The organism is Roseibium sp. AWQ4_254, from assembly GCF_056161025.1.
In genome coordinates this window covers 1-8,968 of record NZ_JBSWYH010000061.1, presented here as the reverse complement: position 1 = coordinate 8,968, position 8,968 = coordinate 1, and the positions used below count along the sequence as shown (strand labels likewise).

Here is an 8,968-nt window from a genome sequence, read left to right as displayed (position 1 = left end):
GGCTGGCCTCCTTGTCCAGCCCTCAGCTTGAATCACTATTCACCACAAAAGGGAACCCAAGACGATTCAGACTTTTTGGGAAATGCTCTAGGCCGCGTGGCCGTCGCCGTTGCGGCGCGGATCGGGATTGCTGTCCCCCACAATTAGCACATCCACCCGGGCACCGGTATTGTGGGCCAGAAGGTTTGCCGCGCTTTGCAGCTCGTGGCTGTGGTCGGGCGCGCTGGCGGCAATGAACACCCTGTCGGCGAAGCTCAAAATGCGCGCGCTTGCCAGCGTGCCGTCAATTGCCCCGAGATCCACCACCACAACCTCATAGGTTGTCCGGATGGCATCCAGCGCCAGCTTGAACCGGTCGGACTGCACCATGTCATCGGTGATCGCCAGTCGGCCCGCCTCAATGATATGGGCTTTGGACAGTGCATCCCGGTAGACAACCTTGGCAAAGGGCATCTTGCCCGACACCACATCGGAGAAACCTTCGGCGGCCTTCCGGTCGGCCTGTTCGGGAAAAACCTCGACCACCAGTGCGGATTTGCCGCTTTCGGCCGCCTTGCGCACAAGATCAAAGGCCAGTTCGTGGGAAAGCGTGTTGTCGTCAACGCTCAGAACAACAATCCTGCCCCGTGGCTCAATATTCTTCACAAACCCGGCATCCTCAGCCGTCTGCGCGCCGTCTTCGGACATTTTTGGGGCGTCAGGGCTTGGTCTCGCGTCTTGATCTTGCGGCTCCGCCTGCCCGGAGACGTTCGTGCCGGGCGTGCTGGCGCCGGGCGTGCTGGTGTCTTTAGCGCCGGACGGTCCCCCGGCCGGTGGCAGCCCGGCCTCGTTGGCAGCTTCCATATCCGTCAGGTCCGGATCCCGGTTGATCCGCAAACGGGTCACCCAGTCAGGCGCGACATTGCGGTCGTACAGCTCAAGGCGCCTCTTGGGCGCCGCCGCCTCCGGCTCGCGCTCTGTCTGTTCCACGAGCGGCGCTTCCGGGGCCGGTTCGGCTCCTTCTTCAGGCACCAGCGGAACCTCCCCGTCCTCCGGCATGCCTTGTGCGCGCGGCACGGTTTGCCCCTCGGTCGGCGCTGCCCCGGGCGCAAACCCGTACCGTGCAGAGGCCTGACCATAGTTGGAGGACCAGCCCAGCGGCTCCCGGAAGCCTCTATCCGGGCCCTCCCTTGAAACACGCTGAAGAGGAGCCTGGCCGGGCGCTGCCGCCAGACTTCCATTTGCATTCACAAGCGCATTGCCACTTAAGAAGGCCCGCATCAGAACAAAGGCGCATCCGAGAATGAAGGTCACCAGAGCGGCGACAATCGTACTCGACAAAATCTTCGGCGACACCGGCTCGACCGGCACACTCGCGCGCGAGGTGATTCTGGCGTCAGCGGGCAGCACCTGGGCCCGCAGACGCGAATCCGCTTCCTGGAAGCTCAGCATCAGCTGGTCCAGCTGTGCCGCTTTGGCATTGGCCTCCCGCTCCAGTTCGCTCAGCCGGGCCTGATCCGCATTGCTCTTGGCGGCGGCCGTCTTTAGTTCGTCCAGCCGTGCGGACAGCGCCAGGGCCTGCTGATTGGCCACTTTCGCGTCATTTTCGAGCCCCTGCAGGATCTTGCGCGCTTCAGAACGGATCTGGCGGTCGTAGTCGGCCAGCTGCGACTGAAGCGAGCGCAGTTGCGGATGGTTCGGCAACAGGGTGATCGACAATTCGGCAATGTTGGACTGAATTTCGACCTGCCGCTCGCGCAGCCGCTGGATCAGGGCCGAGTTCAGCACTTCGCTTGCAGTTTCAAGCGACCCGCCGGAGGTCAACAGCTCGCGCAAGAGGTCCGCCTTGGCCTGGGCTTCCGCCTTGGACGCCTGGGCGGCAGAATAGTCGCTGCTGGTTTCCGCCAGTTGCTGCTGATTGAGCGGAATGTTGTCGGCACCGATCAGGAGATCTGCCCGGGCCCGGAAATCGGCGACCGCCTGCCGGGCCGCCTGCACTTCCTTGCGCAGCTCCAGAATTTGCGGCTCCAGCGCTGCAGAGGCCTGTTCCGTTGTCTGGCGCTTTGCAGTCGACTGGAGCTCCAGGAACTCGTCCACGATCGTATTGGCCACCTTGGCAGCCAGAACCGGGCTTTCGGCCGTGTAGCCAACCGCGATCACCCGGGTGCCATCAATCTGGTAGACATCGAGATTTTTATAGAAATGTTTGAGGACCCGCTCCTCAACGCTGTTGTCCGGCGGCGGGGACGCCAGACCGGCAAAGATCAGCAGACTGCCGATCAAGGACGGGTCGCCCCGGGCATTGAATTCGGCGATGGCGGCAAGATCGAGCTTCTTGGCAACCAGACGGGCGAGATCAGCGGATTTCAGCAATTGCACCTGGCTGGCCACGCCTTCCGCATCCAGGACGGCTCGCTCTTCCTCCGCCCCGCGCGAGGCGCCGGGGAACTTGTTGTCCGTGCTTTCGATCAGGACCTGCGCCTGGCTTTGATATTTGGGCGCGACAAATTGCAGCGCGAGAAAAACGGCTGCGGCCACGCAGAATGTCAGGGGCAAAAGCCAGCGCAGCGAGCGGCCGATGGCCCGGAGGAGGCCCCCAAGGTCAAGCGCCATATCGTCTTCAGGATAAGCCTGCCGCTCAGCGTTCATTGTCATTCATCTCCACATTCCGGCAAACTATGTCGAATTAGGGTAAGCGATCGGTTAAACACCGCGCAAATGACCCATCCGGGCTGTTAATCTTTTCGGTGCGCTGCGTCGGCGCGCGCGCTCTTAAGTCAAATCCCTCTTCACCCTCGATTAACCATAACAGGCGATGCTGTGCCGGAATTGTAGGAGAGTCTTTGATGTTAGCGAGAGCGCTTCTTGTGCTGGGGCTGTGCCTGGGCCTTGCTGCGTGCAGTGGATACAGGCAACCGCCGACGGCGTTTCATGAAACGCTGACGCAACCCTACCGCTTGGATTCCAGCGACAGGCTGCGCATCATCGTGTTCGGCCAGGACAACCTTTCAAACACCTATGTTGTTGATCAGGCTGGCTATATTTCCTTCCCCCTTGTTGGCAGCGTTGCAGCCAGAGGAAAGACCCAGCAGGGGCTTGCCGCCGAAATTGCCGCAAAGCTGCGCAAGGGCTTTATCCGCAATCCCGATGTGTCGGTGGAAGTCGACACCTACCGACCGATCTTCATCATGGGTGAAGTGCAAACTGCAGGCCAGTATAATTACGTGGCCGGCATGACCGTGCAGAATGCCATCGCCACCGCTGGCGGATTTTCCTCTCGGGCCCAGCAGTCCAATGTGGACATTACCCGGCAGCTGAATGGGGAAATTCTAAACGGCCGTGTGCCCATTTCGGACCCGGTCCGGCCCGGAGACACCATCTATGTCCGGGAACGGTATTTCTGACGTCTCGCAAATTAACGGTGGACTCATCTCCCTTTGTTAGGGTGCATTCTTGAAATCCTACGGGTTCGCAAAGAAACCCGAGGATGCAAACAGGGATATTGCACCATGACAACGAACCCGATGCGGATCGTGCATTGTGTCCGCTCGCCTATTGGCGGAATTTTCCGCCATATACGCGACCTTGCGTCCGCACAGGCGGCCGCCGGATATGATGTCGGGCTGGTCTGCGACAGCAACACGGGCAGCGCATTTGACACCAGGCTTCTGGACGAATTGAAACCAAAGCTTGCCCTTGGGGTGGCACGCTTTCAAATGCAACGGCAATTGTCCGTTCAGGACCTGTCCGCAACGCTGGCGCTCTACCGCCATATCCGTGATCTGAAGCCGGACGTGCTCCATGGCCATGGCGCCAAGGGCGGCGCCTATGCACGGCTGATCGGCACCTTGCTGCGCCTGCGCGGCAGCAAGACCATCCGGGTTTATTGCCCCCATGGCGGCAGCCTGCATTACGATCCCAATCGCTTCGAGGGGCGGGTCTATCACAAGCTGGAACATGCCCTGGGCCGGCTGACCGACGGCATTGTCTTTGTGTCCGACTATGAAGCGGCCGCCTATGAAAGCAAGGTCGGACGCCCGGCCGCCAAGACACAGATGGTCTATAATGGCCTGGCGGCGGAGGAATTTGTTCCCGTCGAAATGCCCAAAACCGCCGATGACTTTCTTTATATCGGCATGCTGCGCGATCTGAAGGGGCCGGACCTGTTCATTGAGGCGCTTTATAATATACGCCTGAAGACCGGAGAGGCCCCACGCGCTCATATTGTCGGCGAAGGGCCGGACGAGGCCCGTTACCGCAGGATGACGGAACTGCTCGGCCTGGACAAGGCCATCACCTTTCATGGTGCCCTGCCGGCCCGTGAGGCGTTTAAACTGGCACGGACCGTGGTAGTGCCCTCCCGGGCCGAAGCCATGCCCTATATCATTTTGGAAACGGTTGCCGCGCAGCGCCCGCTCATTGCGACCCGGGTGGGTGGTGTTCCGGAGATCTTCGGGCGCTTTTCCGGCCACTTGATCGAGCCCGGCCATATCGGCAAACTGACCAGTGCCATGGAAGCAGCCCTTCACGCTCCGGACCGAATGGACGCGGACGCAAAGGAACTTCGCACCTGCCTTTCCGAAACCTTTTCCGCAGACCTGATGAGCGACCGCATCACCACATTCTACAAGGAGCTTAAAGGTCTGGCTCCAGCCAGCGCAGTTCCGGCCAGCGCAGTTCCGGCCAGCGCAGTTCCGGCCAGCGCAGTTCCGGCCAGCGCGCCCAAAGAGGCCGTAAAGTCTCCGGAGGCGCAAGTTGTTTACGCCAGATCGAGCAACAGATAATGAGCACCCAGGTATTTCAGGACAAAGATATTTCTCCACCCGAACCGCCGGGCGGCAGACCAGACCTTAGCCAGAGCCTGGAACAGCAGTTCCGGCACAGTGTGCAAGGGGCCGCCGCACCCGGTGATTTGAAAAAGGACGCAGTCTCCAGCAGCAGCCTCTCGCCAGAAGCGCTTGAGATTGCCCAAAGCCTCGGCGGCAAGGGCGCTTCGGTGCCGGTTTTGACGGGCTTGGTGCGCCTGACCGATGTTCTGTTGATCGTGGCCAGCGCGGCGCTTGGCAGCTTTGGCGCCGTGGACGCAGCCGCCCCCCTGTGGGCGTCCGGCTTTGCGGCTCTGGCCGCCACGCTTGTCACGGTTGCCTTCTTCCAGGCGGCCGACCTTTATCAGGTTCCGGTCATGCGCCAGGGCCTGTTTCAGTTGGGCCGGGTGGCGGCGGGCTGGACGCTGGTCTTTGCCATGTTCGCCCTGCTGCGCTCCACAACTGGGGCCGGAACCGCCCTCTCCGACAGTTTTCTCGGCGGCTGGTTCGTCTATGGCCTTGCCGGGCTGTGCTCCTTCCGTTTTGGCATTTATCTGCTGGTGCGCCACTGGATTTCCAGCGGGCGGCTGGAACGGCGCGCCATCATTGTGGGCGGCGGCACGGCGGCCGCCGAGCTGATCCGCGAGCTGGAAGCCCAGCCGGACAATGACATCCGAATTTGCGGCATTTTCGATGACCGCTCCAACGAGCGCTCCCCGGCAGTGGTTGCCGGTTATCCGAAACTTGGCAATATCAGCGCCCTGGTGGAATTTGCTCGCCTTGCCCGGATCGACATGCTGATCGTCAGCATTCCCCTTCGCGCGGAAAAGCGGGTGCTGGAGCTTTTGAAGAAGCTCTGGGTGCTACCGGTCGATATCCGCCTGTCTGCCCATACAGACAAGATCAAGTTCCGCAACCGCGGTGCCTCGTTCATCGGAACGGTGCCCTTTGTTGACGTGGTAGAAAAGCCCATTGCCGACTGGGATATGGTCGCCAAGCGGGTGTTCGACCTGGTGTTTGCCTCCCTGGCCCTGCTCACCCTGTTCCCGCTGATGATTGCAACGGCCATCGCCATCCTGCTGGACAGCAAGGGGCCGGTCCTCTTCCGCCAGAAGCGTTACGGCTTCAACAATGAGATCATCGAAGTTCTCAAATTCCGGTCCATGTATACGGACATGGCCGATCCGGACGCGAAGAAAGTGGTGACCAGGGGCGATCCGCGCGTCACAAAGGTCGGCCGGTTCATCCGCAAGACCTCCATTGACGAATTGCCCCAACTCTTCAACGTTCTGGCCGGAAGCCTCTCCCTCGTCGGCCCCCGCCCTCATGCGGTCAACGCCCATACGGACAACCGGAGCTGGGACGCGGTGGTGGACGGTTATTTCGCCCGGCACAAGGTGAAACCCGGTGTCACCGGCTGGGCCCAGATCAATGGCTGGCGCGGCGAGGTTGATACCCCGGAGAAAATCCAGAAACGGGTGGAATTTGACGTCAATTACATCGAGAACTGGTCGATCCTGTTTGACCTGAAAATCCTGTTCCTGACCCCGTTCCGCCTGTTCGACACGGAGAACGCTTATTGACCCTTGCGGCCGGACATGCCGGTCCTGCGCCGCTGGTGCGGGCCCCCATCGGCCTCAAGGTCAAGAGCCTGGGCAATGGCGCCCTGTGGCTCGCCGCGTTTCTCTCCGGCTTTGTGATCGAGGAACCGGCGCCATATGAACTTTATATGGCGCTGCTCTCCGTCGTCTGGCTCGCCTGCGGGCTGAAGCTGCGGGCAGAGTTCGGACCGCTGATCATCTGCATGATGCTCTATATTGCCGGCGGTATCGCCTCCGTGCCGTTGGCAGATGATTTTGGGGAAGCGGCGATGTATATCGCGGTCTCCGGTTTTCTGGCCATCACCGCGATTTTCTATGCCGCCATTCTGGCCGAAAACCCGGACCGCTTCCGCATCATCCAGAACGGCTATACGATCAGCGCCGTGCTGGTGGCGGCCATCGGCATTGCCGGCTATTTTCACGCCTTTCCCGGCGCGGACTATTTCACGCTCTATGACCGGGCCCGTGGCACGTTTCAGGACCCGAACGTGTTCGGACCGTTTCTGGTGCTGCCCGCCCTGCTGCTGATCCAGAAGCTCCTGCGCGAATCTGTCTTTAAGAATCTGATCCTTCTGGTACCACTCGCCATCTTGCTGCTCGGCATTTTCCTGAGCTTTTCCCGCGGGGCCTGGGGCGTCTTGTGCGCAGGCGTTCTGATTGTCTATGCGCTGGCGCTCATCACCGAGCGCCGCCCGCACCGGCGCCTCCGGCTGGTGGTTTTAGGGATCGGCGGTGTGCTGGCTTTTGCCGGTCTGATGGCCGTGGCGCTCTCCATCGACACGGTGGCCGACATGTTCGCCCAACGGGCCAAGCTGGTGCAGGACTATGACGGCTCGCGGCTGGGCCGCTTTGCCCGCTATTCCCTCGGCTTCCAGATGGTGATGGAGCACCCGCTCGGCATCGGCCCGCTGCAATTCCACCACTATTTTCCCGAGGATGAGCACAATGTCTATCTGAAGGGCTTCACCACCTATGGCTGGCTGGGCGGCACGGTCTATCTGATCATGGCCCTGTGGACACTGTGCGCCCTGGTGCCGCTTTTGTTCAAGTCCCGCCCCTGGACGGCCTTCACCCAGAGCGTCTTTGCGGTTTTCACCGCCCATCTGATCCTGTCTGCCATCATCGACACGGACCATTGGCGGCACATGTATATGCTCTACGGCCTCGCCTGGGGCCTGATTGCCACCGACCGTCTGGAGCGCAAACGGTGGCCCACCTCTCCGCGAACATCCCGTCTACGGGCTTCAGGAACGACCTGAATGCGGGCTTTCCGGCGCCCGATCACGGCTTGCTCTCCAAACACCTAGCGTGGATTGAAGATCTCCAGCAAAGCCGCTTGCCCGTCTCGAGGCTGTGGAGCGCTACCCTCAGCAATTTGCCCTTTCCTGTGTTCCGCTTGGCAGGCCCTGCCAGTCCTCCGCGCGCCAGCTTGTGCACAAGCGCCGCGCAATCCTCCCCCGCCCCGAACAAGCGGCTTGCGCTTGGCGGGCGAACAAGCTAGGTAGGACCCGTTCGGGCAGTAGCGCAGCCTGGTAGCGCACTTCACTGGGGGTGAAGGGGTCGTCGGTTCAAATCCGGCCTGCCCGACCATTTTTTCATCGAAAAATCATATAGTTAGCAGGGAATTGCTATCTAACTGCTCCTTATCTCGCGCTCAGAAACCGCACAAAAGAAGATTTATTTCGGTTTTCCCATGCTCCTCGCATCAAAAAATCGCAGTTTTCTGACATTTCCTATCCAAGAGCACTTCACCTGCAGTGAAGGTCTCTGACTGCCTTAGATGCCAATTAGCATTCTTATCGGCTTACAATAAAAACTCCGCTGAATTTGGTTCTTCCTAGCTACACATGCTCATTCGCCTGTTACTTGTATTGCGCAGCTCTTGCCATCGAGCACTACAAAGGCCAAGCTTCGACATCTTGATTTCTAGATGTTGGACTTCATTTGCCTACCTTTGCGGAAAAACAAGCTGCGGCAAACTTAGCTATCGAGCACATCATTCAACATGGTCTCGATGATATCGCCAAGCCGCCGACATTCATGCACTCGATCGAGTTATCCGTAATTCAGGCAAATACGGATGATTTCCGCAGAGAAGCTTATCGTCGGACAATTCGATTTCTCAATACAGCAGATCTGCAGACTGCTCGCATCGGAAATCCCCAATACTATATGGTTCCAAAAGACGAGCACACACTAAGACGAGTCGCATGGATCGATCCTTTCGACCTAGTAAACTTTTTATCAGTCGCCTTATTACTGTTTCCGCAAATCGAAAACGCTCGCGCCGCAAAAAACCTTAGTATTATTCATTCACACAGATGTTCTGACAATTCAGAGGCCATCTTTGATCCAACATTTGGATACGATTCTTTTCGCCGAACATCGAGTGAGCTTTCGCATGCTCGTCTAGGTGAATGGAAAATAATAACTGATATTTCTAATTTCTTTGATCGGATCGGAAATCATCCTTTAGAAAACCATTTGTTAGATGGACACCCGCAAAAACCTCGCCATTGGAGGTGATTTCTGATTCACTTCGATCATGGAGGTGTTTTCATGGATCCGAGCAGTCTTTTCAGT

General features: G+C 59.2%; 6 protein-coding genes and 1 tRNA gene. 6 read left to right on the top strand and 1 reads right to left on the bottom strand.

Going from position 1 to position 8,968, the window contains the following annotated elements; genetic code table 11:
• Positions 1-87 precede the first annotated feature (87 nt).
• Entirely contained in the window at positions 88-2,634 is a 2,547-nt protein-coding gene (locus ACXAIC_RS24395) for an exopolysaccharide transport family protein (protein ID WP_475186963.1), read from the bottom strand.
• Between the two features lie 191 nt (positions 2,635-2,825).
• Here ACXAIC_RS24395 and ACXAIC_RS24390 point away from each other — a divergent pair, with 191 nt between their 5' ends.
• From ACXAIC_RS24390 to ACXAIC_RS24365, 6 genes are all read left to right on the top strand, one after another.
• Positions 2,826-3,383 (top strand): polysaccharide biosynthesis/export family protein, encoded by a 558-nt coding sequence (locus ACXAIC_RS24390; protein WP_475186962.1) that lies wholly within the window; start codon positions 2,826-2,828, stop codon positions 3,381-3,383.
• Between the two features lie 105 nt (positions 3,384-3,488).
• Positions 3,489-4,763 (top strand): glycosyltransferase family 4 protein, encoded by a 1,275-nt coding sequence (locus tag ACXAIC_RS24385; protein WP_475186961.1) that lies wholly within the window; start codon positions 3,489-3,491, stop codon positions 4,761-4,763.
• Positions 4,763-6,367, top strand: coding sequence for an undecaprenyl-phosphate glucose phosphotransferase (locus ACXAIC_RS24380; RefSeq protein ID WP_475186958.1), 1,605 nt, complete (start codon positions 4,763-4,765; stop codon positions 6,365-6,367). Before ACXAIC_RS24385 ends, ACXAIC_RS24380 begins: the two co-directional genes overlap by 1 nt.
• Positions 6,364-7,644, top strand: a complete 1,281-nt coding sequence (locus ACXAIC_RS24375; RefSeq protein WP_475186954.1) for an O-antigen ligase family protein — start codon at positions 6,364-6,366, stop codon at positions 7,642-7,644. The genes ACXAIC_RS24380 and ACXAIC_RS24375 overlap by 4 nt, the downstream gene beginning before the upstream one ends.
• A 254-nt stretch (positions 7,645-7,898) precedes the next feature.
• Positions 7,899-7,975, top strand: a tRNA-Pro gene (locus ACXAIC_RS24370).
• 354 nt (positions 7,976-8,329) lie between these two features.
• A complete protein-coding gene (locus tag ACXAIC_RS24365; protein ID WP_475186953.1) occupies positions 8,330-8,911 on the top strand; it encodes a hypothetical protein in 582 nt (193 codons plus the stop codon).
• Positions 8,912-8,968: the final 57 nt, after the last annotated feature.

What these genes read in the sequence shown, in the direction of transcription:
- ACXAIC_RS24395 (WP_475186963.1), bottom strand. Translation starts at nt 2,634, where the DNA reads ATGACAATGAACGCTGAGCGGCAGGCTTATCCTGAAGACGATATGGCG.
- ACXAIC_RS24390 (WP_475186962.1), top strand. Translation starts at nt 2,826, where the DNA reads ATGTTAGCGAGAGCGCTTCTTGTGCTGGGGCTGTGCCTGGGCCTTGCT.
- ACXAIC_RS24385 (WP_475186961.1), top strand. Translation starts at nt 3,489, where the DNA reads ATGACAACGAACCCGATGCGGATCGTGCATTGTGTCCGCTCGCCTATT.
- ACXAIC_RS24380 (WP_475186958.1), top strand. Translation starts at nt 4,763, where the DNA reads ATGAGCACCCAGGTATTTCAGGACAAAGATATTTCTCCACCCGAACCG.